This is a genomic window from Variovorax dokdonensis, assembly GCF_030316895.1.
Classification (GTDB): Bacteria; Pseudomonadota; Gammaproteobacteria; order Burkholderiales; family Burkholderiaceae_C; genus Variovorax; species Variovorax dokdonensis.
In genome coordinates this window covers 410,681-437,120 of record NZ_JASZYV010000002.1, presented here as the reverse complement: position 1 = coordinate 437,120, position 26,440 = coordinate 410,681, and the positions used below count along the sequence as shown (strand labels likewise).

General features: G+C 68.2%; 19 protein-coding genes. 10 read left to right on the top strand and 9 right to left on the bottom strand.

Translation table 11 applies throughout. The features are described 5' to 3' along the window. Window positions 1–23 precede the first annotated feature (23 nt). From QTH91_RS10530 to arsB, 4 genes are read left to right on the top strand one after another with little or no spacing between them, the layout of a single operon-like run. On the top strand, window positions 24–500 hold the full coding sequence (locus QTH91_RS10530) for an ArsI/CadI family heavy metal resistance metalloenzyme (protein WP_286660031.1): 477 nt from the start codon (window positions 24–26) through the stop codon (window positions 498–500). Between the two features lie 10 nt (window positions 501–510). Continuing rightward, on the top strand, window positions 511–1,005 hold the full coding sequence (locus QTH91_RS10525; protein ID WP_286660030.1) for an arsenate reductase ArsC: 495 nt from the start codon (window positions 511–513) through the stop codon (window positions 1,003–1,005). A 3-nt stretch (window positions 1,006–1,008) separates the two neighbouring features. Next, a complete protein-coding gene (locus QTH91_RS10520; protein ID WP_286660029.1) occupies window positions 1,009–1,497 on the top strand; it encodes an arsenate reductase ArsC in 489 nt (162 codons plus the stop codon). A gap of 13 nt (window positions 1,498–1,510) precedes the next feature. Continuing rightward, window positions 1,511–2,587 (top strand): ACR3 family arsenite efflux transporter, encoded by a 1,077-nt coding sequence (gene arsB / locus QTH91_RS10515; RefSeq protein ID WP_286660028.1) that lies wholly within the window; start codon window positions 1,511–1,513, stop codon window positions 2,585–2,587. Window positions 2,588–2,663: 76 nt separating this feature from the next. On the opposite strand, the gene QTH91_RS10510 is transcribed toward arsB, so the two are convergent. Together QTH91_RS10510 and phnD are read right to left on the bottom strand one after the other, a co-directional pair. Further along, the gene (locus QTH91_RS10510) at window positions 2,664–3,029 is read right to left on the bottom strand and encodes an HU family DNA-binding protein (RefSeq protein ID WP_286660027.1); all 366 of its coding nucleotides are present in this window, start codon (window positions 3,027–3,029) and stop codon (window positions 2,664–2,666) included. Between the two features lie 128 nt (window positions 3,030–3,157). After that, complete coding sequence (gene phnD, locus QTH91_RS10505; RefSeq protein ID WP_286660026.1) at window positions 3,158–4,231, bottom strand: phosphate/phosphite/phosphonate ABC transporter substrate-binding protein; 1,074 nt, start codon at window positions 4,229–4,231, stop codon at window positions 3,158–3,160. A gap of 170 nt (window positions 4,232–4,401) precedes the next feature. Here phnD and QTH91_RS10500 point away from each other — a divergent pair, with 170 nt between their 5' ends. The 4 genes from QTH91_RS10500 (at window position 4,402) to QTH91_RS10485 (ending at window position 10,461) form a co-directional block, all read left to right on the top strand. Beyond that, window positions 4,402–6,312 carry an ATP-binding response regulator gene (locus tag QTH91_RS10500; protein WP_286660025.1) on the top strand — a complete coding sequence of 637 codons (1,911 nt, stop codon included), beginning with the start codon at window positions 4,402–4,404 and terminating at the stop codon, window positions 6,310–6,312. A 169-nt stretch (window positions 6,313–6,481) separates the two neighbouring features. Then, window positions 6,482–7,528 (top strand): ABC transporter substrate binding protein, encoded by a 1,047-nt coding sequence (locus tag QTH91_RS10495; protein ID WP_286660024.1) that lies wholly within the window; start codon window positions 6,482–6,484, stop codon window positions 7,526–7,528. Beyond that, the gene (locus QTH91_RS10490; RefSeq protein WP_286660023.1) at window positions 7,515–9,668 is read left to right on the top strand and encodes a hybrid sensor histidine kinase/response regulator; all 2,154 of its coding nucleotides are present in this window, start codon (window positions 7,515–7,517) and stop codon (window positions 9,666–9,668) included. The genes QTH91_RS10495 and QTH91_RS10490 overlap by 14 nt, the downstream gene beginning before the upstream one ends. Continuing rightward, entirely contained in the window at window positions 9,661–10,461 is an 801-nt protein-coding gene (locus QTH91_RS10485; protein ID WP_286660022.1) for a hypothetical protein, read from the top strand. The genes QTH91_RS10490 and QTH91_RS10485 overlap by 8 nt, the downstream gene beginning before the upstream one ends. A 45-nt stretch (window positions 10,462–10,506) precedes the next feature. Here QTH91_RS10485 and QTH91_RS10480 read toward each other — a convergent pair whose 3' ends face one another. From QTH91_RS10480 to QTH91_RS10455, 6 genes are all read right to left on the bottom strand, one after another. Then, window positions 10,507–15,816 (bottom strand): beta strand repeat-containing protein, encoded by a 5,310-nt coding sequence (locus QTH91_RS10480; RefSeq protein WP_286660021.1) that lies wholly within the window; start codon window positions 15,814–15,816, stop codon window positions 10,507–10,509. A 10-nt stretch (window positions 15,817–15,826) separates the two neighbouring features. Next, a complete protein-coding gene (locus QTH91_RS10475) occupies window positions 15,827–17,554 on the bottom strand; it encodes a ShlB/FhaC/HecB family hemolysin secretion/activation protein (RefSeq protein ID WP_286660020.1) in 1,728 nt (575 codons plus the stop codon). Further along, the gene (locus QTH91_RS10470; RefSeq protein WP_390367956.1) at window positions 17,551–19,638 is read right to left on the bottom strand and encodes a CHAT domain-containing protein; all 2,088 of its coding nucleotides are present in this window, start codon (window positions 19,636–19,638) and stop codon (window positions 17,551–17,553) included. Before QTH91_RS10470 ends, QTH91_RS10475 begins: the two co-directional genes overlap by 4 nt. A 358-nt stretch (window positions 19,639–19,996) precedes the next feature. Next, the gene (gene ligD / locus QTH91_RS10465) at window positions 19,997–22,606 is read right to left on the bottom strand and encodes a DNA ligase D (RefSeq protein WP_286660018.1); all 2,610 of its coding nucleotides are present in this window, start codon (window positions 22,604–22,606) and stop codon (window positions 19,997–19,999) included. Between the two features lie 7 nt (window positions 22,607–22,613). After that, window positions 22,614–23,630, bottom strand: a complete 1,017-nt coding sequence (ku, locus tag QTH91_RS10460) for a non-homologous end joining protein Ku (RefSeq protein WP_286660017.1) — start codon at window positions 23,628–23,630, stop codon at window positions 22,614–22,616. A gap of 167 nt (window positions 23,631–23,797) precedes the next feature. Continuing rightward, complete coding sequence (locus tag QTH91_RS10455) at window positions 23,798–24,832, bottom strand: succinylglutamate desuccinylase/aspartoacylase family protein (RefSeq protein ID WP_286660016.1); 1,035 nt, start codon at window positions 24,830–24,832, stop codon at window positions 23,798–23,800. Between the two features lie 105 nt (window positions 24,833–24,937). Between QTH91_RS10455 and QTH91_RS10450 the strand changes: the two genes are divergently transcribed. Next, window positions 24,938–25,192, top strand: coding sequence for a hypothetical protein (locus QTH91_RS10450; protein ID WP_286660015.1), 255 nt, complete (start codon window positions 24,938–24,940; stop codon window positions 25,190–25,192). Window positions 25,193–25,264: 72 nt separating this feature from the next. On the opposite strand, the gene rpe is transcribed toward QTH91_RS10450, so the two are convergent. Then, window positions 25,265–25,969 (bottom strand): ribulose-phosphate 3-epimerase, encoded by a 705-nt coding sequence (gene rpe / locus QTH91_RS10445; RefSeq protein WP_286660014.1) that lies wholly within the window; start codon window positions 25,967–25,969, stop codon window positions 25,265–25,267. A gap of 55 nt (window positions 25,970–26,024) precedes the next feature. On the opposite strand from rpe, the gene apaG reads away from it, so the two are divergent. Then, a complete protein-coding gene (gene apaG / locus QTH91_RS10440) occupies window positions 26,025–26,426 on the top strand; it encodes a Co2+/Mg2+ efflux facilitator ApaG/CorD (protein WP_286660013.1) in 402 nt (133 codons plus the stop codon). Window positions 26,427–26,440: the final 14 nt, after the last annotated feature.

Genomic DNA, 26,440 nt, shown 5'->3' with positions numbered 1-26,440 from the left:
CTCTTTTCCCATAGGAGACCAAGATGAAGCGCTTTCATGTTCACGCTCATGTCATCGATCTGCAAGCCAGCATCGCTTTCTATTCGAGGCTGTTCGGGGCTGAACCGACGCGCATCGAGTCCGACTACGCGAAGTGGATGATCGAAGATCCGCGCATCAACTTCGCCATTTCTACGCGCGGCCAGGCTGTCGGCATCGATCACCTCGGATTTCAGACGGACGACGCCCAGGAACTCGCCGAACTCAAGACCCGCGCGCAAGAGGCGGACATGAGCCTTCTCGACCAGGGCGAAACCAGCTGTTGCTACGCCCGCAGCGACAAGTACTGGATCACGGACCCGCAAGGCATCGCGTGGGAGCACTTCCGCACGCTGGACAACATCCCCGTCTTCGGAGAAAGCGCACAGGAAGCTCAGCCGCAGGCTGCCGCCTGCTGCACGGCCCTCTCGCGCGGCAAGCCCGTCGACGCGGCGGGTAAGCCGGTGTCCTCCTGCTGCTGAAGGAAAAGTCTTGGCAAAGAAAATCTTCAACGTGCTGTTCATCTGCACGGGCAATTCCGCGCGTTCCATCATGGCCGAAGGACTCTTGAACGAACTCGGGCATGACCGCTTTCGCGCCTACTCCGCCGGCAGCCATCCCAACGCAATGGTCAACCCTTTGGCACTGGACACCCTCCGGTCCATGCGCATTCCGACCGATGGATTCCGTAGCAAGAGCTGGGATGAGTTCGCGCAATCTGACGCACCACAACTCGACTTCGTGCTTACCGTCTGCGACAAGGCTGCCGGCGAGGTCTGCCCTGTATGGCCAGGTCACCCCGTGACTGCGCATTGGGGTGTCGCCGATCCGGCAAGCTTCGAGGGAACGGAAGTAGAGAAGCGCATGCAATTTCGCGATGCTGCCGTCACGCTCAAGCGTCGCATCGAGTTGATGCTGGCCCTGCCACTCGAACGCCTCGATGCAATGGCCATCCATCGCGAAGTCAAGGACATCGGAAAGCGCTGACCCGTGACCACCCATGTACTGATCCTCTGCACGCACAACTCCGCCCGCAGCGTGCTGAGCGAGGGCATGCTCAACCATTGGGCCCGCGTGCTGGGCAAGGACGTGCGAGCGTTCAGCGCGGGCAGTGCGCCCAGTGGACGAATCAACCCGCTTGCATTGGAGGCGCTCGCCAACGCGGGCGTCGATACGGCGGGCTACCGAAGCAAGAGCTGGGACGAGTTCACCGAGCCCGGTGCGCCCGAGATGCGGATCGTCATCACCGTGTGCGACAGCGCGGCCGCCGAACAATGCCCCTACTGGCCGGGCAGCCCGGTCAAGGTCCATTGGGGATACGCGGACCCGTCCAATGCGCCGGAGCCGGGCAGGCAAGCCGCCTTCGACCTCACCCGCCAGGCCATTGGCTACCGGATGCTGCAACTGCTGGCGCTGCCGCTGCAGCATCTTTCCAACGCCGAGCTGCAAGCCGAGCTCACGCGCATCTCGTCCAACTAGCGCCCTGCAACGCATGACCACCATCGCCGCGACCAAGCCCTCGCCGCCCGCCATCGGCTTCTTCGAGCGCTACCTGACCGTCTGGGTCGGCCTGTGCATCGTCGCCGGAATCGCACTGGGGCAACTGCTGCCGGGCCTGTCGAAGGCCGTCGGCGGCATGGAGGTCGCCCGGGTGAACGTTCCGGTCGGCCTGCTCATCTGGGTGATGATCATCCCGATGCTGCTGAAGATCGACTTCGGCGCACTGGGCCAGGTGGCTTCGCATTGGCGCGGCATCGGCGTCACGCTGTTCATCAACTGGGCGGTCAAGCCCTTCTCGATGGCGTTGCTGGGGTGGATCTTCATTCGCCACTTCTTCGCACCGCTGCTGCCCGCGGACCAGCTCGACAGCTATGTCGCCGGCCTCATCCTGCTGGCGGCCGCGCCGTGCACGGCGATGGTCTTCGTCTGGAGCCAGCTCTGCAAGGGCGACCCGTACTTCACGCTGTCGCAGGTCGCGCTCAATGACGCGATCATGGTGATCGCCTTCGCCCCGGTGGTGGCGCTGCTGCTGGGCTTGTCTTCCATCGCGGTGCCCTGGGACACCCTCCTGGTGTCCGTGGGCCTGTACATCGTGGTGCCGGTCATCCTCTCCCAGCTCTGGCGCAAGGCTCTGCTGCGCCAGGGCACTGCACACTTCGAGCGCGTGGCCGCGCGGCTCGGGCCTTTCTCGATCGTGGCGCTCCTCATGACGCTGGTGCTGCTGTTCGCCTTCCAGGGGCAGGCCATCCTCGAGCAGCCGATCGTCATCGCGCTGCTGGCGGTGCCGATCTTCATCCAGGTGGTGCTCAACTCGGGACTTGCCTATGTGCTCAATCGCAAGCTGGGCGTGAAGCACTGCGTTGCCGGCCCTTCCGCCTTGATCGGCGCCAGCAACTTCTTCGAGCTCGCCGTGGCGACCGCCATCAGTCTGTTCGGCTTCGAGTCCGGCGCCGCGCTCGCAACGGTCGTCGGGGTCCTCATCGAAGTGCCCGTGATGCTTGCGGTGGTGGCGGTGGTGAACCGCACGCAAGGCTGGTATGAAGCCGGCCAACCGATGCGCACCGATTGAGGCGGATCGGCCCAAAATGAAAACGGCCCCGAAGGGCCGTTTCTGCTTTCCTGCGCACTGACGTGCGGCGAGGTGCTTACTTCTTCTTGGCAGCAGCCTTCTTCGGCGCAGCGGCCTTCTTGGCCACTGGCTTGGTGGCAGCCTTTTCGGCCTGGCGCTTGGCGAACTTGGCGTCCACGGCGGCCTTGAAGGCAGCGCCCGGCACGAACTTCGGCACCTTTTGCGCAGCGATCTTGATCTTGGCGCCGGCCTGGGGGTTGAAGCCGGTGCGAGCGGCGCGAGCCACTTGCTTGAAGGTGCCGAAGCCGATCAGCTGGACGGGGTCGCCCTTCTTCACGGCAGCCACGATGCTGCTGGTCACGGTTTCCAGGATGCGACCGGCTTCAGCCTTGCTGACGTTGTGGGTCGTGGCGATTTTCTCGACGAGTTCGATGCGATTCACTGAATGGTTCCTTGAGGTTATTCACCATGTTGCCGATGGTGGCGCAGGCATGGGCTCGAAATGCCCACCTGCAAGCGGCGCGAGTTTAGCCGAGCGCTGCGGACCCCACGCACAAGCACCTGAAACGGCTACTTCGTCGGCGCGTTGTCATCCACCGTGCCGCCGCGCAGCACACGCACCTGCAAGGCATGTTCTTTTTCCAGCCTGGCCAGCCGCGCATCGCGCGATGCGGTGTCGACCCACTGGGCTTCCATCGCGCTTTGCCGGCCCAGCTGGTAGGCCAGGTCGGCGGCGGGAAGCAACGATGTGTCGTCCGCGGCGACGAAGCCGGCCAGGTCATGCAGCGACTTGAGCAAGACGCGCTGCGCATCGCGCTCCGGGCCCATGCCGCGGCCGTAGGCCACCAGGAAGTCCTGCACCTCTTTCTGGAACTGCGCCGGGTAACTGCGGCGAACCACGATCTGCGCATGGGGGATCAGCTCGGACTGCCACAGCACCCGCAGCCGAGCCGCCTCGGCCGGAAACTGCACGCGAAAGCGCTCCAGGTCAGCCGTGTTGTTGGTGGCGACGTCGGCGTCGCCGTTGGCAACGGCCAGCGCCGTCACCTGATGCGTGCCGACCAACTCGCTTCGAAAGCGCGTTTCCATCTGGATGTGGCGCGGCAAGAAGAGCTGCAGTTGCGGCACGATGTAGCCGGACACCGACCTGCGCTCACCCCGCGCGAGACGCCAGCGCTCGGGCTCTGACAACACGGCCTCGAGCTTGTCGGGCTGCGAATCCTTGCGGCCCAGCAGCAGCGCGCGATAGCCGGGCAGTCCGTCATGGCGAGTCACCTGGGCAACCACGCGCATGCCGTGCAGCGTGACGGCGTCGAGCGCCATGCGGCCGGAAAGAAAGGCCATGTCCACCTCGTTGCGCTGGATGGCCTGCTCCAGCGCGCTGTACGACGTGACCGACAGGATGCTCACCGGCCGGTTCATGGCCCGGCTGAAGTCGGCCAGCACGGGCTCCCAGTCGTTGCGCGACTCGAAGGCGCCACCCAGCGGCAGGATGCCGAAACGCAGGGCGGGCTCCGAAGAGTTGGCCACCGAAGGCGGCGTCACCGGGGTGATGACGGGCGGGGCCGGACTCTGCGCCAGAGCGAGCCATGGCGCCGCGGCGAGCACGACCACGGCCGCCTTGGCCCTGCGAAGTGCGGCCACCCAGCGCGGGGGGCCTTGGGGAATCGGCCGGGAAGGTCGTGTCGGGGAGCATTCGAGCAGCATCGCGATTCCAAAAAATTCGGGGCCTTTCGCAGGCAGTCCCAAAGTCAGATGGTCAAGGGCCGGAAGCAGGAACACAATTAGATACCATCCCAACGACAACGGACTCAATGCCCTCCACTTCGCTCGCGCCGCCAATCCTGAAGAACAGGGGCTGGCTGCGACGCCTTCTGCAGTTGTCGCTCGCGCAGCAGTTGGTGCTGCTGGCGGTGCTGCCGGCGGTCCTGGCCACCGTCAGCGCCATGTTCGTGCTGACGCGCCAGCATCTGGACAGCGTGACTCAGTTGATGCGCACCAGTGCCCAGGCGGTGGCGTTGCAGGTGTCGTCGCTGGCGCAGGCGCCCATGGCCCATCTGGACCGCCGGGCACTGATGCGCACGGCCCAGGCCGGCGCCTCGCAGCCGCACATCCACCAGGTCCAGATCGTGAGCGAGGACGGCGAGATCCTGGCCGATGCCGTGACCACCGACCTGCAGCGCGGCCGCGGCCTGATCGTGTCGGCGCCCATTCCCGGTGAAGGCGGGCGCAGCCGTGGCTCGGTGATCGTCGAGATCAGCCTGGCCGAGGTGGCGGCGGCGCGGAAGGCCATCTTCTTCAACGTCCTGCTGGTCCTGGCCGCCATCGTGGCGGGCGTGGGGCTCGCCGGATGGTGGGCGGCGCGGCGCATCAGCGCGCCGATCCAGGCCCTTGGCGAGGCGGTGGACCGTCTGGGCGCCGGCGAAGACGCGCGCGTGCAGGTCGCAGGCACATCGGAAGTGCGGCGACTCCAGCGTGGCTTCAACCAGGCCGCCGAGGCACTGGCCGAAAGCCGCCGCCTGCTTCAAAGCCGCATCGGCGAAGCCACGGCCGAGCTGGCGCGCAAGAACCAGCAGCTGGAAGTGGCCAGCCAGTCCAAGACCCGCCTGCTGGCTGCCGCCAGCCACGACCTGCGCCAGCCGCTGCATGCGCTCACCCTCTTTTCCGACGGGCTGTCCAGTGGCGAGACGGACCCGGCCCGCCTGGCGCGCATCGGCCACATCCGCGAATGCGTGGATTCGCTGGACCGGCTTTTCTCGGAGCTGCTGAACCTGTCGCAGCTCGACGCGGGCGTGCTGCAGCCGCAATGGAGCGACTTTGCGCTGGACCGCCTGTTCGACGAGGTCAGCCGCAACTTCCGCAACGTGGCCGAGCAGCAGGGCTTGCGCCTGGTGGTGCGCAAGACCGACCTGTGGGTGCGCTGCGACTACGTGATGCTTTCGCGCATCCTCAACAACCTGGTGTCGAACGCGCTGCGCCACACGCACCAGGGCGGCGTGCTGGTCGGCGCGCGCAGGCGCGGACGCGGCGTGCGCATCGAGGTGTGGGACACCGGCGTCGGCATCGATGCGCAGCACCACGAACGGGTGTTCGAGGAGTTCTTCCAGATCGATCCGCAGCGCAAGAACGGCGCGACGCGCGGCATGGGCCTGGGCCTGTCCACCGTCAAGCGCCTGGCAGCCCTGCTGAACACGCGCGTGGAGCTCAATTCCGAGCCGGGCCGCGGCACCGGCATTCGCTTGCTCGTCCGCGCGGCCGAGCCAGTGGCCGAAGCCATCCCTTCCGAGCCGATCCCGCTGGAGTCCGGCGGCGCGGCCGCCGAGAGCCTGGAGGGCGTGCGGGTGCTGGTGATCGACGACGAGCGCACCATTCTCGAAGGGCTACAGGTGGTGCTGTCCAACTGGGGCATGCAGGTCATGGCTGCGCAAACCCGCGCCGAGGCGCTGGCACTGGCCGACCGCTGGGACTCGCCGCCGGATGCGGTGGTTTCGGACCTGCTCCTGCAAGGCGGCGACAACGGCCTGGACGTGCTGGGCGCGCTGGAGCGCCACCCGAACGGGATTCACGCGGGAACCGCGCGCCTGCTGGTGACGGGTGAAACCAAACCCGACCGCCTGCGCGAAGTCGCGCGCGCCGGCGTGATGGTGCTCTACAAACCCGTCTCGCCACGGGCGCTGCGCCAGGCGATCGCGACGCAACTGTCGATGCTGCGCGTCACCACTTGATTCACAAATCGAGACGCCGTTGCTTCACGGGCGGCCTCGGGCTATGTCAATCGACATAGCGACGGCACGCCGACTGCGTCCGCGTGCGCGGCCATAAGCCCTCTGCCTTATCGCGCGGATGCAAGCCCATCTCTACAGTGGCAGGACATTCTTCGCGGTGAATATTCACATGAATTTCGAGACATGCGGGGCCGGGACCATGCGGGTCCTGGTGGCCGCTTCGCTCCTGCTCAGCTTGCTGCCGACCCTGGCGCATGCGGCGTCGGTGCGCATGACCGTGCTTGCCACGGGCAGCCAGGCCGAGGGCGAATTCGTTCAGCAGCTGCGTGACCTGCAGGAGCCGGGTACCAGCTTCGAGGTGGTGCGCCTGGGCGCTGGCGGCCAGGCAGAAGGTGCCCAGTCCGGCAAGTCGCAACCGGCCGTGGCGCTGGTGGCGGAACCCGAGGACGAGCAAGGCGTCAACGCCGGCGTGCGCACGCGCGGCGCGCCCATCAGCGCCGGCACGGCGTCATCGACGGGCCGCGTCACGGTGGCGGTGGGACCGCAGGCAGCGCGCTCCGCCGTGGAGCGTCAAGGCAGCGGGCCGCTGGTCCTGGCGATGTTGAGCCGCACGGAATACGAACAGATCAGGTCCGCGTCGACGTGGCCGGCCGGCCGGCGCGTCGGCGTGCTGCTGCGCGAGCCGCCCATGGCCGCACAGCTCGCGCTGGTGGGTGCGACGCTTCCCGATCGGCGCCGGCTCGGCGTGCTGGCCGCGGCCCAATCCGAGGCGCTGGTGCATGAACTGGAGCGCGCGGCCGGATCGGACTGGACCTTGCGAGTCTCCACCGTCGCCGACGTCCAATCCATCGGGCCTGCCTTGCATGTGGTGCTCAAGGACTGCGATGCGGTGATGCTGTTGCCCGACGCGATCGGCAACGACCCCACGGCCACCGCCGCGGTGCTGCGCGCCGCCGCGACCGCAGGGGTGCCGGTGTTCGGCTCGACCGATGCCATCGTGCGTTCGGGTGCGCTGGCAGCGGCGCTGTCGAGCCCGGCGCAGATGGCCGCGCAGACGCAGGAAATCGGGGAGCGCCTGTCGACCGGCGCCTCGGGCGCCACGGTCGAAGCGGCCCGCCCCACGCTCGTCAGTGTCAACAGCAACGTCGCGCGCAGCCTGGGCCTGCGCCTGCCGAGCGAGGACGAACTGGCACGGCGAATCGGTGGTGCGAGATGACCTGGTCGACAAGATGCGGCACGGAGGCGCGCTGATGTTCCCCGCCGCGCACGCCGCGCCCGGACGCGCCGCGCCCGCGGCGTCGTCGTCCGCTGCATCGCCTGATCTGCCGGAAGAATCGTCGGCGCAGGAACCCGCATCCGCCTTCGTTCCCGCCGCGCAGACGCAGGACCCCGCAACGGCCGGCCACCACGCGATCGTGATGACCGGCAGCCTGAGGCGCGATCTGCGGCGCCTGGGCGTGGCGCCATGCGCGGCGGCGGCGCTGGCGCTCACCGCCTGGTTCACGCACGAAAGGCTGGATGCGCTCGACCGCTCCTTCAATGCCGAAGGACAGGCCATCGCACGCCAGGTCGCCTCGATGTCCGACCTGAGCCTGTATGCCGGCGACCTCCCCGCCCTGCAGAACCTGGCCAACTCGGCGCTGCGCGCGAGCCAGGTGCGGCGGGTGGAGATCAGCAACAACGCCGGCGTCTTCGTGAGCGCCGGCCAGGCTGCCGACAACCTGGAGCAGCTGCGCGTGTTCACCGCGCCGGTGCAACTGCGCGATGTCTCGGGTGCCAGCACCTTCGCGCCACCGGGCAATGGCGCCGGCGCCAACAGCTTCACCCCTGCCGGCGCCAAAGCACCGATCGGCCTGGTGCAGACCTTCCGCGACACCGCCAGCCTGGACCGGGAGCGCGATCGCTCCCTGCTCGCCGGCATCGGCATCGCGCTGATCGCGCTGCTGGTGGCCTGGGCGTCGGTGCGGCACATGGCGCGCACCGTGTCGCGGCCGCTGCGCCGCATCTCGCAGGCCGTGGCAGCGTTGGAAGCCGGTCACTTCGACGCGCGCTGCGACGTCACGGCACCGCCTCCCAAGGCCGGCGCCGAAGGCGGCCAGGTGCATGAGTTGGCCAGCCTCGCGCACGACATCAACCGCCTGGCCGAGCGGCTGGCCCACAACCACCAGGCCAGCGAACAACGCGTTCGCGAGGCGACCGCCGTCGCGCTGCAGCGAATGGCCGAGGCCGAACAGGCTGCGTTGTCGCGCGCCCGCTTCCTGGCCGCCGCCAGCCACGACTTGCGACAGCCGCTGCACGCCATGGGCCTGTTCATCGACGGCTTGCTGCCGGGCGCCAGCGATGCGCAACGCCCCTCGGTGCTTCGCCTGCAGGAAAGCACGCAATTCATGAGCGTGCTGCTCGACGACCTGCTGGAAGTCTCGCGCCTCGATGCGCAGGTGCTCACGCCCCAGTTGAGCGCCGTGTCGCTCGACGCGCTGTTCGAGCAACTGGCCGCGCAGCATGGCGCGTCGGCGGCGCAATCGCAGGTGCGCATGGTCTGGCGGCCGGCGGGTCGCGTGGTGCACACCGATCCGGCGCTCCTGCTTCGCATCGTGAGCAACCTGATCGGCAATGCCATCCGCCATGCGCCACCCGAAGGCACGGTGCTGGTGGCAGCCCGCCGTGGCGCGCGGCCGGGCACCGTGCGCATCGAGGTGCGCGACAACGGCATCGGCATCGCGCCCATCCACCAGCAGCGCATCTTCGAAGAGTTCTACCAGGTGGCCAACACCGAGCGCGATCGGCGCCAGGGCTTCGGACTGGGCCTGTCCATCTGTGCCCGAGCTGCGGCGCTGCTGGACACGCGGATCGAACTGCGCTCCGCCCTGCTCGAGGGCAGCGTCTTTTCGGTCACGCTGCCGCACGCGCGGCAAGCGCCCGCCATCCGGCCGCCAGCGCCGGCGCCGGCGGGCGCACCGCTCAATGGCCTGCGTTGCCTGGTGGTGGACGACGACGACGCCATCCTGCAGGCCACGCACCAGATGCTCTACCAATGGGGCTGCCAGCCGGTGTGTACCGAAACGGTGGCCGACGCGATCGCGTTGATGGCCGACCCGGGAACCGTCTTCGACGTGATCCTGTGCGATCTTCAGTTGGCCGGCGCCGACGACGGCCTGGCCGTCATCGAGTCCGCGCGCAGCCTGCAGCCCGCCGCGTTGGCGGTGCTCATCTCCGGCGCCACCGGGCCGGAATCGTTGAAGCAGTTGCGCGAACACGGGGTGCGCCTTCTGACCAAGCCGGTGGCGCCGGCCAAGTTGCGCGCGCTGCTGACCACCTTGCGGCAAGGCACGCCGCCCGCACCCGCGCATGCCTGACGCCCAGGCCCTGGCGAAGGTCCGCCCCTGGATCGCCACGCCCAGCTACACCGGCGGACTGACGACCGGCTACGTGCGCAGCCTGCTGGGGCTGGTGGGCCAGGCCTATGCGCATGGCTTTGCGATGAACACGCGCTTCCTGGATGGCGACAGCCTCGTGCCGAGGGCGCGCAATCGGATGGCGGCCGAGTTCCTGGCCGACGCGCGCTGGACCCATCTGTTCTGGATCGATGCCGACATCGGCTTCGAGCCCGAGTCCGCGCTGCGACTGCTGAGCTCCGGGCACGATGTGGTGGCCGGCGTGTATCCGCACAAGATCGATGGCTGGCCCGCGCAAGGGCTCGAAGCGCCTCTGCCCGCCGGCAGCCACCGCGAAGACTTCGAGGCGCGCTACGCGAGCTTTCCGGCCAACCTGTTGCGCCACTCGCCGGCCGAGGTGGATGCCGACGGATTTCTCGAAGTCCTGGATGCGCCCACCGGCTTCATGCTGATCGCCCGCCACGTGCTGGAACGCATGGCGCGCGAGTTGCCAGAGCTGCGCTACACGCCCGATACCAGCGGCCATCCTTCCCTGGCAGGCAGTCAGCCGGCGAGCCTGGCACACCATCGCTTCTTCGACGTGATGGCCGAGCCCGCCAACGGCCGCTACCTGAGCGAGGACTACGCCTTCTGCCGTCGCTGGCAGTCCATCGGCGGCAAGGTGCACGTCGATACCCGGTCGCGCCTGACGCACCAGGGTCACAAGGTCTACACCGGCGACTTCGGACTCGCGCTGGGCGTTCGCGGGGGCTGAATCCCGCAGCGCCGGCCCCGCTTGCGCCCGACGGCGCGCCGCAGTTCAGAAGTCGCCGCAGGAATTGGAGCGTTGCGTGTCCAGGCAGCTGGTGAGATTGGGCCGCGTGCGCACGATCGACCATTCGCGCGCCAGCACGTCGTTGCCCTGCAGTGCCCGACCGCCGTCCAGCGGCCCAGTGGCCAGACAGATGGGCGCGACGCCGATGTTGCGGTCGTACACCCAGGTGTTGGGCTCGTCGCGCAGCACGTCGACGAAGCGCGCCAGCGCAGGCGGCGCCACCGTCCCCGTCGGCGACTGGCTCACGATGGTCTGCAGCGCTTGCAGCACCTGCAGCCTGCCCGGCACCACGTTGACGGCATAGCCCGCGGCCGACGCCGCCGTGGCGTCGATGGCATAGAGGCCGGGCGGACTGCCGGCGTCGGCCAGCGTGCTGTACGTGGCGGTGATGCCGTTGTCGCCGTCGCCCAGGATCAGCCCCGCCAGGGTGTAGCCGAAGGCGGGATTGGCGGTGCCGACCGTGCGCACGAAGTCGCCGACCGTCAGCGTCAGGGTGGGCTGCTGCCGATAGATGAAGTGGTTGTCGCCCGGCGTGATGGTGACCCCGCAGGTGCCCAGGAAGGCGCAGTTGTAGTAGTTGGGGAAGAGCCCGGAGCCGGCGAGGCCGCCGCGCGTTTCGCCCACCCAGGTGTCGGCCCAGATGCGCCAGGGCGCGCCGGACAGGCTGCCGCCGCCTACGTTCTGGAAAGTGTTGGCCGCCACCAGGTCGGCGCCGTTGACGCTGCTCACCGCCGTATCGAGCAGCAGGTCGCCGGTGAGCGTGCGCACGAGCACGGTGTCCGCCGCCATGGAGTTGGCGGTGACGGGCAACGGCGCCTCGCTTGCCGCGTTCCAGCCGGTTATAGAGACCGCGCCCACGCGCAGCGTGCCGGCGTTGACGAACTCGAAACGCCCTGCGGCGCCGCCACCCAGCGTGGTCGCGCTGACGTTGTTCTGCGCATCCGACAGGATGACGTCGCCGCCATAGGACTGCGCGAGCAGCGTGCCGGCCGTGACATTCGCGCCCGCTGCCTGCGTGATGCTGCCGCCGCTGATGAGGCCCAACTGCGGCGCCGACACGGGCGCCAGCAGCGAGATGCCGCCACCGCCACCGTTTTGCAGCGTCAGCGGCACGCTCGATGCGATGGGCGTCTCGACGCTGATCGCGCCGGCGTGGACATCGCTGCCGAAGACCATCGAAGCCGCAGAGATGCGGGTGAGTTCGTCGGCTGAGATGTCGAAGCCGGTGCCGCCGAGCGGAGAAAGCACGATCGGATTGGCCAGGCGATCGACGCCTGCGCCGCTGGCGGCATCGACCCCACCGGGCCGCAGGTTGAGCACGCCGCCCGCGCGGACTGTGCCGCCCACGGCCAGCGCATCGCTGCTGCCATCGTTGGCGGCACGCAGCACGACGTTGCCATTGCCGTCGATGCTCGACGCCGGCGTCAGCAGGGAACCTGCGGTTTCGAGCGCCGTCACGAGCACGCCGGCACCGTTGCCTTGCGTCTCGCCGGTCACCTCGATCCGCCCGGTGCCGGTGGCGCTGACCAGCGCGCCGTTCGACAGCGAAACGCCAGCGCCGCGATTGCTCACGTCCGGGCCCGGAACCGCCAGCGCGACCAGGGGCGGCAACGGGTCCGGACCGCCGGTGCGCAGGCCCCGCACCGCGATGTTGCCGGTGGCCGTCTGCACGCTGGCGCCGTTGATGCTCACGCCGTGGCTGGCGCCGTCGCCGCTGTTGCTGCTGTAGGCGCCGATGCCGGTAATGGTGACGTTGCCGCTGGTGGTCTGGATACCGCCGATGCCCTGCGGCGCGTACACGCGCACGCCGCTTCCGATGTTGGTCCGGCCCAGGACGTCCACGTTGCCGGTCGACGTGGCGATGGTGCTGCCGTTGATGTCGACCGCCGCGGTGGTGAAGACGGAGCCTTCGCCGACCAGCGCGGTGATCTGCGGCACCTGCAGGCTCACATTGCCGCCGGCATTGGCATCGCTGCCGCCCGCTCGCGTGTCGATCTTGCTGTTGACCAGGCAGATCGTGCAGTTGTTGAAGTTGCCGCCCAGCGCCGTCATGCTGACGTTGCCGCCATTGGTGAGGATGCTGCCGCCGTAGTAGATGCCGCCCGTGCTGCCGCTCAGCCCGGCGGCGAATTCGACGCCCAGGGGCGCGCTGGTGGCGCGGATCTGCGTATCGCCGTTGTTCGCCACGATGTCGCGCTGCGCTTCCAGGCGCAGCGTGACCGGCGCCGTGCCCGTGTCGACGTTGATGTCCACCGCCGGATTGAAGAAGATGGACCCGGCGAACGATGACGGATCGGGCGCGCCGGTAGTGATGGTGACGCTGGTGCCGCTGTTGAGCGCGGCGTTGATGTCGCCGTCCTGGATGACCGAGTTCGCCAGCGGCACGAAGGGCAGCGAAGGCAGCGTGCCTGCCGCGGTGCCGTTCGCGATGGTGATGTCGAACGGGTCGATCAGCCAAAGGCCCGACGTGCCGGCCGGAGCCGATGCGTCGACGCGGATGCCCGACAGGTCCACGTTGGTGCCGGAGGTTTCGACGAAGCCGCCGTTGCCGCCCGTCTCGCCGCCACGGGCGCTGTAGGCGCCGTAGGCCCGAAGGTCGCCCTGCGCCACCGCGACGATGCTTCCGCCGTTGCCGCTCGCTCCCGTGGTGTCGGCGCGGATGCTGCTGTTCTGGCCGATGCCCATCGAGCCCGAGGCGCGCAGCTGCACGTTGCCGCCGCCCGTGGCGCCGCTGGCGTTGATGAAGGCGGGCGTCGGCTCGTCGGTGAAGTCGTTGGACACGCGGATGTTGCGGCCCGTGACCGAGATGCTTCCGCCCTGGCCGGTGGTGGAGGACACGTCGAGCATCGAGATGGGGCCGCCTTCGGAGTCGTCGACATAACTCATGCCGATGTCCGAGCCCCTGCCGTCGATGTTGACCCGCCCGCCGGCCGTCGAGATGGCGCCGTTGCCGAAGGTGCCTGCGACGTTCACGCCGTACGAAGGATAGGTGTCCGGCGATACCGTGATCGCGCCGCTCGACGGATCGAGGTTCACGGTGAAGGCATTGCTGCCCGCCGTCCCGGCGATGTCGATCTGCCGGCCGGCCCCGGCGGTCACGTTGGTGTCGAACAGCGCGACGCCGTGCGAGCCGCCCATGATGGCCGAGTTGCTGCCCGACAGCAGGAAGTTCTGGAACGTGGGGTTGTTGCCCAGTTCGGTCAGGTCCGAGCCCTGGCCGTCGATGCGCACGTTGCCGCCGGTCGCGATATTGGTGCCGACCAGCACCACGCCGCCACCGCCGCCTGCGTCGCCGTTGGTGGTCGACAAGTCCAGGCCCACCTCCGGGAACACCGCCGGATCGGCACTCGTCCAGCCGCGCGTGCTGCCGGTGAGCGTGATGTTGCCGCTGCTCGATTCGATGCTGGGGTTGTAGAAGCGCCCGCTGTTGTCCATATAGACGCCCGAAGCGGCAAGGCCGCCGCGTCCGTCCAATTCGATGTTCCCGCTGCCCGTGCGAAGCACACTGCTTTGCAGGCCCACACCGACGCCGCTTCTGGCGATCGCGCCTTCGGTGAACACCGTTGTGCCCTGCCCGCGCAGGATGATGTCGCCCGCGCCGCTGCATGCCGTCTGCCCGGCCGCGCAGGTCGACAGGAGCGAATCTCTCACCCTGACGCCGGCGCTGTCCGAGCCGCGGCCCTCGTCGAGCGAGAAGCCGACGGCACGCCCCTTGTCGGGGTCGCTCTGCCCATAGACACGGATGCGGCCGCCATTGGTCTCGACCGTCGACTGGATGATCAGGACCGTACCGCCGCTCGTCGTGCCCCCTTGCTGGATCGGCAGGGTGTCCGGCAGCGCGGCGCCCACGGCATCGGCGTTCATGTCGATGTTCAGCGCGCCGCTGCTCGACCCGACCGTGGCCAGACCCAGTAGCAGGTTGCGCGAAGAATTGAGCGTCAGCGTGGTGTCCCCGCCCTCGGTCTTGGCAACGTTCGCAGCCTCGAACACGAGTCCGGTCCCGACGGAGCTGCGCCCCTGGTCGACTTCCGCCGCCTGCGCATCCGTGGTGAGCACGACATCCGTGTTGCGGCCGAGCGCACGACCCAGGGCGCCCGAATTGACGATGCTGCCGCCCGTGCCGGACGCGTAGCTGCCACTGCCCTCCTCGACGGCGGGTGGAAGGTCGCTCACCGTCAGGTCCTGGCGCGAATTGACGGTCCACGTGCCGTTGGCGCCCCCATTGCCGCCGGCATTGATCTGCGCGGTGGCGTCGACGTCCACGCGCGGGGCGGAGGTGTTGATCCTGCCGCCCGGCCCGGTGCCGCTGGCGCTCACGTCCAGGGTCCCGGCGACGAGCATGCTGTTGTTTCGCTCGGGCAATTGCTGGAAGTTGGCGGCGGTGGGATCGGGGCCGGCGCCCAGGATGATCTCGCCGCCGCGGCTTTGCAGCGAGCGCGCCTGCAGCAGGCCCTGCTGGTTCACCACCTGCGCCCTGGCCGTCGACGCCGCCTGCATGGCAACGCGCCCGCCGTCCGCCGTGATGCTGCCCAGGTTCTCCACCAGCGCCTGCGTGGCTTGCGAATCGGCCGGGATCGTGAACCGGGTGAGCCCGTCGCCCTCGAAATCGACCGTGACCTTTCGTGCCGACACCAGCGCGCCCGTACCGCGCGCCACGTTGATGGCGCCCTGGTTGCTGACCGACGCGCCCATGAGCGCAGCCACGCCGCCTTCGCCGACGTTGATCGTGCCCTGGTTGATCACCGACGCGTTGTTGCCGTCGTCACGCTCGAACACGAGCTGCTTGCTGCCGTTCATGAACGCGCTGTCGCTGGCGATGTTGAGCGTCGATGCGACAAAGCCGCCGACATTGATCGACGAATTGGGACCGAAGACGGCGCCGCTGGGGTTGATCAGGTACACATGCCCGTTGGCATTGATGGCGCCGTCGATCTGCGAGGTGGGGCCACCCACCAGCACCCGATTGAGCAGCACGCTGGCCGCGCTCGGCTGGGCCACGTTGACCTGGTTGCCCGTACCCACATTGAAGCTCTGCCATTCCATGATGGCGCGCGGCGTGTCCTGCTGGATCCTCATCACGTTCGGCGGCGAGCCAGGCTGCACCGCCGCCGTGCCCTGCACCGCCACGCCGCTGCCCACGGGCAGCGTCTGTGCCAACGCCGGCGTCAGGCCCAGGCAGATCAGGCTCAGCGCCAGCGGGCGCAGGCGAAGGGGCGGCATGGCCGTCGCGCGCCGGCTGCGCAGGGTGCCGGTCGCCAGCGAACGGGTACGGGATGAGCTTTGGGGGGATTGCATGACCGTCGGCCTAGAAGAACTTCTGGAACTGCACGAACAGGCGCGGGTTGTGGCCACCGCCATCGGTGATCGCCTCGCGCGTGCCGGCGCGCCATGCCAGGGTGGCGTTGAGCAGGAAGTTGTTGGGGCGCGCCCATGACACGCCCAGACCTGCGCCGCGCAGGCTCTGGGTGTTGTCCAGGCCGGGAATGGCCAGCGGGTCGTGCGACACCTTGCCGCGTGCCGCGTCGTAGAAGACGAAGGGCGTCCATTCGTCGTTGAGCGACCAGCGCCATTCGATGGTGCCCAGCAAGCCTTCGTCCACCAGCAGCTCGCCCGACGGGTAGGCGCGCACCGCGCGAGCGCCGCCGAGCGACAGCTTCTGCGATGCATCGAGGTTCTTGTCGGCCATCTGCCCGCCCAGGCTCAGGTACAGCGAATGGCGCGGGAACATCGACTGCAGGCGCGAGAAGCGGAAGGTCAGCTTGTCGAAGCTGCCTTCGGTGCCCAGGCCGAAGGCGCTCTGGTCGAACTGCTCCGAGGCCTGGTCCCGCAAGTCCAGCTTGCCGTGATAGAGCGTGCCCGAGCTCGACCAGTAGCCGCCGCCGAAAAGATCGTCGCGCAGCTCCCAGGCCCATCCCAGCCCGAGTCCGTAGACGCGTTTCTTCGGGTTGAAGTTGACGGCGTCGTAGTGGTCCGACAGATCCTGCATGTCCGCGCCCAGGCGCATGAACAGGTTGTGGCGGCGCGAGCGGATCACCGGATAGTTGAGCGAGGCGTCGACGATGTCCGCCGTGCCGTGCGCGTCCAGGTTGACGAAGTCGCCGCCCAGTTCGTACTGCACATGCGCCGCGCCGATGCCTGCACGCAGGCCGGAACTGCCGATCGGCGCCTCGTACGAAGCCCGGCCGAACACCATGCCGCTGCTGTCGGCGCCGATCAGGCGCAAGTCGATGTTGTCGCCGATGCCGAAGGGGCTGAGCCAGCGCGCCGTCGCACCCAGGCGATAGCGGCCGGTCTCCTCGGTGCCGTGGTTGTCCGCATCCACGGCGAACTCCCAGCGGCGTGCGGCCACCACATCGACGGTGAGGTCGGTGGTGCCTGGCTGCGCGCCCTCCTGCAGCGTGGAGCTGACGCGCAGGCCCGGCTGGTCCGACAGCAGCAGCATGGCGCGTTCGTAGCGCTGCGTGTCCAGTGCGCCGCCGACGGGGATGGCCTGGAGGAAGGCACGCACGCGTTCTTCCTTGATCGGCGCATCGGGCGCGACGTTGACGTTGACCTGGCCAAGCCGGCCTTCGATCACGCTGATCTCGACCACGCCCCCCTCGACCTTCTGGACGGGCACCAGGGCCTGCGCCAGGAAATAGCCGCGGTCGCGATAGATCTGGGTAATGGCGCCGGCCATCGTCTGCAGATCGGTGAGCGTCACGTCGCGGCCGATGTAGGGCTGCAGCGCCGGACGAAGCTCGTCCGCGCCGAGCGCGTTGGCGCCCTTGAGCCGCACGTCGTTCAGGCGGAAGCTCGCCTGCGGCCCAGTGGGCGCAGCCGGCAGCGCCTGCGTGGGCGCGCCAGGCGAGCCCTGGGACAGCACATCGTCTTCACGCCGGCATTGCGTGCACGGGTTCTGCGTCGGCGTGAGCGTGGTGCTTTCGATGCGCTGGGTCTGGGCTTGCGCCTGCGGCAGCGCGGCAGCCCAGCACAGGCTGGCGACTCCGGCAATCTGCAAGGCCCGGGTCAAGGGCGAAGCATGTGCATTCATGCGGCGCCTCCGCCGACGGTCATGCGCCAGTTGCCGATCAGATTGAACGGCGCCCAATAGAAGGGATGCGCCAGCTTGGGATTGCGCAGCACTGCGGTCTGCGCCGCCTGCATCGCGCGTTGGGCATCGCGGCCCTTGGCCAGTTCTCCGTAGAACGTGCTCATCAGCAACTCGGTGGCGTCGTCCGACACCGGCCACAGCGAGGCGATCATGGCGTTGGCGCCGGCCATCAGGAACGAACGCGGAAAGCCCAGCACCTCGTCGCCGCGTGCGATGCGGCCAAGGCCGGATTCGCAGGCCGAGAGCGTGACCAGCGATGTGTTGCCCATCTTCATGTCCAGGATCTCGTGTGCTTCGAGGAAGTTCTGGCGGCCGCCTTCGTTGGCCAGCAGGATGCGCGAATAGAGCGGGTCGACCTGGTCGGCCTCCGCATGCGCCGCCACATGCACCACGGGAGCGTCGGCCACCGCCTTGCGGAACTGCGTCTTGTTGGCGGCGGCGCCCAGGAAGACCTCGTTGCGCGGGAACAGCGTGGCCAGTTGCTTGACCTCGACCTCGGCGCCGGGCAGCTCGTATTTCTCGGCGATCTTCGGGTTGCCGAAAGCCACCAGGTCGGCCGGCGTCTGCGAGCCGCGCTGGGCCAACTGCAAGGCGATGCCCATCGACGGGACCACCGAGACGGGGTGCGTCTCGATCAGGTAGCGGCCGTTGACGCGAAGCGCCTGGAAAGGCAGGTAGTGCAACGGACCATGGGGGACGACCACCAGCCGCTGGCCGTCCGCCAGGCCCAGCGGACCGATGATCGCGGCGCCCAGCCGCTCGGCATTGGTGACGGCGCCGCGGCGCCCGCGCACCACCGAATTGCGAAAGCCCTCCACCAGTTCGCCCAGCTCGTCGCGCTTGATCGGCACGGCATGCGAGCGCACGCCGCTGGCGCTGATGACCCAGACCTGGAGCCGATCGGGCAGCGCATGGAATTCCACCACGCGCTCGTCGGGACGCAGGGCGCGCTGCATGGCGGTCAGATCGGGCGCGTCGGCCGACAGCGTGCCGGTGCTGGCTCGGCCGCGCACGGCGTCGAGCAGCGCGCGCGAGCGGCTGCGCTCGCTCACTTCCAGGGCGCGCCCGTCGTCGCCCAGTTCGCTGTACAGGCCGATGGCTCGGTCGAAGATGGACTGCACGTCGGAGAACAGCCCCATCTTGAATTCTTCGCTGCGGAAACGCGCACGCACCGTGTCGATGGCGGCCAGGGCCTTGCCGGCCGCATCGGCAGCGGCCTGCTTGTTGCCCAGGGACTGCTCGGCGCGCGAGACGCCGTCCCAGGCCCACATGCGGTAGTAGGAGGCGTCGATGCCTGTCTTCTGGGTGGCTTGCTCGCGATACAACTCGCGCGCCATCTCGGCGTTGCCTTCGGCCAGCAACAGTTTGGCCTGCGTGCGGTCGAGTTGCGCGGCCAGCGATGCGTCCTTCGGCCGGGTGATCGAGTCGATCACTTCACGCGCACGCTTGAGCTGTCCAGCATCCACCAGGGCATTGGCGAGCGAGGCCTGGACCAGCGGCTTGTAGCGCTCGGAGCTGCCGGCCAGCGCCGTGTCGTAGCTGAGCACGGCCGCCGCATAGTCGCCCCGGCGGGTCTGCACGTCGCCGACCACCTTGTTGGCGGGGCCGACGACCTGGGTGGGGTTCTTGACCGGAAGCCGGAGCGCGTCGCGCGCAAACTGCTCGGCCTTTTCCAATTGCCCCGAATAGCTGTAGGTGATGGCCAGGTCGCGATTGGCGTAGGCCAGTAGCTCCGGATCGCGTGTGGTGTTGGCCAGGTGCAGCGCCTTGCTTGCCGCCCGCACGCTTTGGCGGAAGTTGCCGCCTTCGGCCAGCGCGATGGCCTGGCTGCAGTACTGGTAGCCCGAGAGCTTGAGATCGTCCTGCGAGTAGAGGATGGCGCCGTCGTTGGTGAGCGCGAAGACGGTGTCGACGTCTTCCAGCCTCGCCTTCTCCATGCGTGCGGCAGCGGCTTCGGCGTCGGGCGCGCCGGCCTGCGCAAGCGCAGCGGCTGGCCCGGCGAGCGCTGCCGCCACGGTCAGCATTCCAAAGGTACCGCGCCATCGCACCTTGAATTCACGGGTGACGGTGTCGGTGCTAGTCCGGCAAGAATTCATGGAACCCCCAGGCACAGGCCTGGGCGGTGTCCTCGATCGACCCCTCAATCGACGCGCGGCAGCGCGCGCCGTTCCCAAAAAACCTGTGCGGCGCAGTCTAGGTGGGGGGTAGTGGAGCGAACATTCTCAAGACGGTCTAGCGCTAAAGGCTTAGCGGGCGCACGCTCACATCGGCACCACCCGAATTTCGAGCGCAAGGGCACCCGGACTCGATGCATTTCGTAACGCATCGATCGAGCGCCAGGGCTGCCGGCCTGCTCGCGAGGTTCGCTGCGAGCGGGGCTGTTCAGTTGGCCTTGGCCTTGGCTTCGGCTTTGTCCTTTGCGGTCGGCGCAGGGGGCACATACCCGAGCTTGCGCATCGCCGAGGCCAGGCCGTTGCGGCTTTTCTCCATTTCGGTCCAAGGTCCATTGCCCACGCTGCGCCTCGCGTCGACGTCCGCCAACGTCCAATGCGCGCCCGACTCCAACGACGAGAGCTCGCTCCAATCCACCGGCACCGAAACGCCCAGCCCCGGCCGCGCGCGCACCGACCATGCCGACACGGTGGTGGCGCCGAAGCCGTTGCGCAGGTAGTCGACAAAAATCTTGCCGACACGATTTCGCGGGCCGCTGATCGCCACGAAGCGGTCGGGAAGATGCTGGGCCAAATGCTGAACGATGGCCTGCGAGAAGCCTTTGACCGCATCCCAGTCGTAGTGACGGCGCACGGGCACGACCACATGCAGGCCCTTGCCGCCGCTGGTCTTGAGGAACGCGGCCAGGCCCAACTCGTCCAGCAGCGCATGCACCAGTTGCGCAGCCTCGATCACGCGCGGCCAGCCCAGGCCCTCCCCGGGATCGAGATCGAGGCAGAAGCGGTCCGGCCGGTCGATGGCGCGCGACGTCGCGTTCCAGGTGTGCAGCTCGATGGTGTTCATCTGCGCGACAGACAACAGCGCCTCGGCCTGGTCGATCTGCAACAGGCTGGGATGACCCGGGTCCAGCGCCCGATCGAGTTGCGTGACGTGCGGCAACTCGCGTCCCTGCGCATGCTTCTGGAAGAACAACTCGCCGCCCACGCCGTCGGGCGCGCGCACCAGCGACACCGGCCGGCCTTTCAGGTGCGGCAGGATGAGCGGCGCGACGCGCGCGTAGTAGTCGACCAATGCGCCCTTGGTGCTGCCGCTGGCGCTGTCGATCACGCGGTCGGCGTTGGTGATGCGGATCGAGGGCGGCGCGGTGCGGGCTGCCTGGCTCGCTCCGGCCTTTTGGGCGGGCAAAGGGGCAGGCGCAGCGGCAAGCTCGGTCGCTCGTTCCCGTCGAACCTGGCGGGCGGGCTTGTCGTCACGCAGGCCCTGGAAGACAGGATGACGCAGGTGGCTGTCGCGCGTCCAGCCCGCGAACGCGATCTCGGCCACCAGGCTGGGCTTGGCGAACTGCTTGACCTTCACCGTGCCGGGCAAGGGGTCGGCGAAGGGCGACTTGGGGCTGGCCAGCTTGTCGAGTCGCTCGCGAACGTCGGCCAAACGTGCCTGGTCGAACCCCGTACCCACGCTGCCGCAATACCGGAGCTGTCCAGCGTCGTCGTGCACGCCCAGGAGCAGCGCGCCGAAGTCGGTGCGCCCGCCCTGGGGCCGCGTGTAGCCGCCCACCACGAACTCCTGGCGCGAGCCGCCCTTGAGCTTGATCCAATGCGGCGAGCGCGTCGAGACATAGTGTGCGTCGCGCCGCTTGCCCACGATGCCCTCGAAGCCCAGGCGCGTGGCCGCCACCAGCATGTCGCGCGGATCGGCATCGAAGGCTTCGCTCACCCGCAGCATGGGCGGCGAATCGGCCCCCAGCAGCCCTGGCAACAGCACGCTGCGCTGCTCGAAGGGCAGGCCACGCAGATCGCGCCCGTCGAGAAACGGCACATCGAAGATCCAGTAGACGATGTTGGCCGTGGAGCCGCTGTCGAATGCGTTCTGCAGCGCCTGGAAGTCGGGCGCGCCGTCTTCGTCCTCCACCACGATTTCGCCGTCGATCCAGCCCGACTTGAGCGACAGCGTGCGCAGGGCCTTGGCCAATTGCGGCAGCTTGTCGGTCCAATCGTGGCCGTTGCGAGTGAAGCATTTGACCGATCGGCCGTCGATGCGGCACAGCAGCCGGTAGCCGTCGTACTTGAGTTCGTAGAGCCAATCGCCCGGGGTCGGCGGCGGGCCGGCAGCGAGCGTGGCGAGTTGGGGCGAGAGCTTGGCAGGCAGCGCGGCGCGCGGCGGTTCGAGCACGGGCGGATCGGCTTCGGATGGCGTTGCTGCGGCCGCGGGCGCAGCCGGCGCCGATGTCGTCTTGCCGGCCTTCGCCCTGGGCGTGGCCAGGACGCTGCCTGGCTCGGCCACCAGCACGTCGTAGTCGTCCAGTGGCCGGGCTTGCCCATCGCGTTCCTTGATGAGCAGCCAAGGCTGCTTGCCGTTGGCGCCTTCGCCGTCACGGCCACGGATGCGCACCAGCACCCAGCGCCCGTGCAGCTTGTGGCCCTGCAGGTCGAACTTGAGGTCGCCCTTGGCCAAGCCTTCGTGCGGATCACCCACCGGCAGCCATGTGCCGTTGTCCCAGACGATGACGGTGCCAGCGCCATAGTTGCCCGGCGGGATGGTGCCCTCGAACCCGCCGTAGGTCAGCGGATGGTCTTCCACCTCCACCGCCATGCGCTTCACCTTGGGGTCGAGGCAGGGGCCTTTGGGCACGGCCCAGCTCAGAAGGCGGCCATCCAGTTCCAGCCTGAAGTCGTAGTGCAATTGCCGCGCGTGGTGCTTCTGAACGACGAAGGACAGCGCCTTGCTCGAAGCGCTCGCCTTGCCGCCGCGCGGCTCCGGGCTGCGCGTGAAGTCGCGCTTGCGATCGTAGGTGTCGAGGGTCGATGCGCGCTTGGCCATGCTGGCTTCAGGCAGCGCGCCGTTCCTGCTCGGCGGCCTTGGACTTTCTGGGCGGCGCCTTCTTCCGCGCAGCCGTCCCGGTGGCGGAACGCTTGGAAGCGCGCTTGGTCGAGGTCTTGGCTGCTGCCTTTGTCGAAGTCTTGCCTGCGGCCTTCGTCGAAGACTTGGCTGCGCCTTTGCCCTGCCGTAGGCTGCGCTGCAGCAACTGCGTCAAGTCGACCACGTTGCTTTCTTCAGGGGCGGATTCTTCTTCCTGCGACTCCGTCACCGGACGCGCCTTGCCCGCAGCGGCCTTGCGCTTGACCAGTTCCTCGATGCGTTCGGTAAAGGCGTCGTGGTATTGCCCGGGCTCGAAGTCGTCGGCCATTTCCTCGATCAGTCGCTCGGCCATCTGCAGCTCCTTGCCACTGATGCCGGCCTTGCGTGCGCCTTCGGGGGGAAGTTCCAGCGCGCTCCAGGGGCGGATGTCCTCGCTCCAGCGCAGGAGGTTCAGCACCAGTCCGGCGCCTGAGGGAATGAGCATGGCCAGATGCTCGCGGGTCTGGATGACGACCCGGGCCACGCCCACCCGCTGGGACTTGAGCAATGCCTCGCGCAGCAGCGCATACACCTTGGCGCCGCGATCGATCGGCGCCAGGTAGTACGGCCGGTCCATGTAGATGAATGGAATGCCCTGTGCCGGCACGAACGACTCGATCTCGATCGTGCGCGTCGTGGTGGGATAGGCCTTGCCGATCTCATCGTCGCCAAGCAGCACGTAGTTGCCGCCGCCCGTGTCCACGCCCTTGGCGATGTGCTCCTTGCTCACTTCGCGGCCGGTCCGCTTGTTGATGCGCTTGTAGCCCACCGGGTCCATGGAGCGCTTGTCCAGCCAGTCGAAGTCGACGCCATGATCTCGCGTGGCCGGATACAGCGCCACCGGCACATGAACGAGGCCGAAACTGATGGCGCCCTTCCACAGGGCGCGCGGCGCACCCTTGGCGTGGGAACTCTTCTTGGGCGCTGTTCGCTTCTTGGCTGGCATCGGTCCTCCGGTCGGCAGCGCCTGCATCGGGCGCGGGTACGGCGGGCGTTCCGCAAATCCGCGAAAGCGCGCCGCTGGTGGGCTCAACACATTAGTACCGCCGATGCCGCATCGATGTAGGAATGCGGCGCCAAGCGCCCGAGGCACCTGCTCGCAGCCGGCGTCAGTCAGTCCAGCCTGCGATCGCTCAAGTGCGCGAAATAGAACCATTCGGCCCCCGCAAGCGCCTTGTCGTTCGGAAAGACGATGAAGCCATCGCGCTGCGCCTTCAGCACCTCGCCGTCGGCGCGATGGCCGATGACCTGGCCCGCCTGCACGGAGTCGAAGGTGGCCCATTCGCGCTCGAAACGGTCTCCGGCGCTCAAACGCAGCACCACGCCAGCCAGGCGCAGGACCTGCGGCGCTGGCGGCGTCTCGGCACCGGCTTCGGCGTCGATCATGCCCAGATGCCGCAGCGTGGCCAGGATGGCGCGATAGCCCACCTCTGGCGCGGCCGGGTCGCGGTGCTGTCCGCATTCCAGCGTCACGCCGTAGCCGCCGCGGCTGCGCATGTATTCGTTGGTGCCGCGGCCGAAGTCGATGGCGTCCGTGGCCAGCACTTCGCCGGCGGCGGCACGTTGCGCCAGTCCGTCGGCATAGATGTCGAGCCAGCCTTCCACGACGCGGGCCGTGCCGAGTTGCGCCGCGAGGCGGCCCTCTTCCTCCGCGCGGGAGAAGGGCTCGAGCGTGCCGGTGTTGTTGCGCGGGCCGATCATGGCAAAGGCCTCGCCCGCGCTTTCGAAGGAGTGCAGGTCGAGCAGTGCATCGTGCTGCTCGATGATCGGGCAGAGCACGTCGACGATGCGCGCCTCGTAGTCGGCGGGAGACTGCCCAGGCAGCGTCGGCCTGAAATTGCGATTGAGGTTGCGCTCGCCTTCTCGCTGTCCGCGCCGGCGCGCCAGTGGATTGGCAACCGGAACCATCGTCAACTGCCCGCTGCGCAGCACCTGCCAGCCGGCATCCAGTTCGAGGCGCAGGCGCTCGATGGCCAGCGTGCCGCAAGTTTCGTCGCCATGCACGCCCCCGATGACCAGCAGGCGCGGGCCCGGTTGCAGCGCCTTGTAGCCAAGCACCCGCAGAAGGTCGGGCACCTCGGCGACCGGCTGCGATGGATCGGGGGCGGTATCCCCCTCGAGCAGGGCACTGAATGGCGAAGTCGACATGGCGGGCAATCCTACAGGGGTGCGCACGCGCCTCCTACCCCCATCGGCCCGATGGCATGGGACAACGTTTCACCGATCAAGGCATCGATCCACGGAGAAATCAAAATGGCCCGCCCTGCAACCCAGGGGCCGTCGAACGCGCAGCAAGACGACGTGAAGACGCCCGACGAAGGAAACACCCGATCCACGCGCGGCCCCCGCCTGCCGCACGAGCATGACGAATCGGCAGACAGCCAGAAGAGCAACGCCAAGCCAGACGCCAAGGCCCGGCGCGCCCATGACGACGTGGAGCGTGGCGTGGTCGACACCGACCGGGGCCCGATGATGGACCGCCTCTACAGGGAAAAGCTCAAGCGCTGAGGCCGCAGACCTGCCGGCATGACGGCGATGGCGTTGGAAGGCGGTGTGGTCTCTTCGACGCCTCGGCCGGCTTCAGCCGAGCTTGACCTCGGCCAGGTTGCTGCGCATCTGGCTGATCACCTGGCCATAGTCCGCGGCGCCGAAGATGGCGCTGCCCGCCACGAAGGTGTCTGCGCCGGCGCTTGCCACGCGGGCGATGTTGTCGGCCTTGATGCCGCCATCCACCTCCAGCCGAATGTCGCGCCCGGTCTGCTCGATCCGCTTGCGCGCCTGCTCGACCTTGCGCAGCGCCGAATCGATGAAGCTCTGGCCGCCGAAGCCTGGGTTGACGCTCATGATGAGGATGAGGTCGATGTCGTCGATCAGCCAGTCCAGCGGCTCCAGGCCGGCGCCCGGGTTGAAGACCAGGCCGGGCTTGCTGCCCGCCGCGCGGATGGCCTGGACGCTGCGGTGCGCATGGGGCGATGCGTCCGGATGAAAGCTGATGTAGTCAGCCCCCGCCTTGGCAAAGGCACCGGCAAGGGCATCGACCGGCTCGATCATCAGGTGCACGTCGATGGGCACCGGCGTTCCGTCGGCTTTCTTCGAGTGGGGCTTGAGGGCCTGACACACCATGGGGCCGAAGGTGAGGTTCGGCACGTAGTGGTTGTCCATCACGTCGAAGTGGATCCAGTCGGCCCCGGCTGCGATCACGTCGGTGAGCTCGGCGCCCAGGCGCGCGAAATCGGCCGACAGGAGCGATGGGGCAATGCGATAGGTGGGGGCGCTGCGGGTCATGATGCTCGGGATTGTCGCAGGGTCGGTGTCGCAGGCGTCGGCTACCATGCGGGCCATGTCCCTGCCCAACTCGATCCGGGTCCTTGTGGAACCTCGCTATCTGCCCGAGCAATCGGCGCCGCGCGAGCGCATCTACACCTTCGCCTATGTCGTCACCGTCATGAACGAAGGCAAGGAGGCCGCGCAGTTGATTTCCCGACATTGGAAAATCGAGGATGCCGCCGGTCAAGCCCAAGAGGTGCAGGGGCTCGGTGTGGTCGGCCAGCAGCCGCTCATCCCGGCAGGAGAAACGTATCGTTACACAAGCGGCTGCAGACTGCAGGCAGCCACCGGAACGATGCGGGGGAGTTTCTTTTTCGTGACCGAGTCGGGACAGCGCTTCGACGTGCCCATTCCCGCCTTCGTCCTCGACGCCGGGGCGGGCGAGGAACCGCCGGTGCCGCGCGTCCTGCACTAGGCCGGCAGGCCCTA